Annotated in this window: 1 pseudogene; it reads left to right on the top strand. The window is 40.0% G+C overall.

The features are described 5' to 3' along the window. Positions 1–617: pseudogene (locus ACFIJ9_RS08685) on the top strand (hypothetical protein); the annotation flags it as partial.

Here is a 617-nt window from a genome sequence, read left to right as displayed (position 1 = left end):
CAGCGGCTACATTTTTATCGAATGTTACACCTGTTTTTTCAGCAAATTCTGATTTTAGAAACACATTTCTTGAGGGTGTTAACAGTGCTGGTGTCTCTTATCCAGAAAACATCATCTCTGTTGCTGGTTTGAATGCTTCTTCTGTCTCAAAAGACAATTATTTAACAGCGCTGAATGTTGCTTTGACACCCAAGGTAAATGCTGCTGATGACTATGCAAATTTTTTAACCAAAACTCTTCTAGGTCCGAGTGATGAGGGCTCTATAATCAATGTTTTGACAGCAAACAGTAAGAACCTATCGAAAAAAACGTTAAATGCAGGGGTGCAAGATAAAAAGCCTCTCATTAGTCCACAGTCCTTTGTGGTTGATAGCTCTGCAGACCAACGGCTTGCACAGGATGATGAGAATACAGATATTATTAATGTATCAGATTTCTCGCGAAATGATCCCATCACGAGATTGACACGTAGTGCTGGGATGCAACGTGCGGAAGAAACGAATGTCACGCTTGGTAAAGGGATAAAAATAACATCATATGCCGAGAATGTTGCTATTGGTACTAATGTATCAGTACTAGCTAGAGAATCCGTTGCTATTGGTTATCATGCGGAGGTG

Source organism: Bartonella sp. MR90HLJMH (assembly GCF_042194115.1).
GTDB classification, from domain to species: Bacteria; Pseudomonadota; Alphaproteobacteria; order Rhizobiales; family Rhizobiaceae; genus Bartonella; species Bartonella grahamii.
Note: the sequence above shows the minus strand (reverse complement) of the source record. Positions and strands in the feature narration are given on the sequence as shown.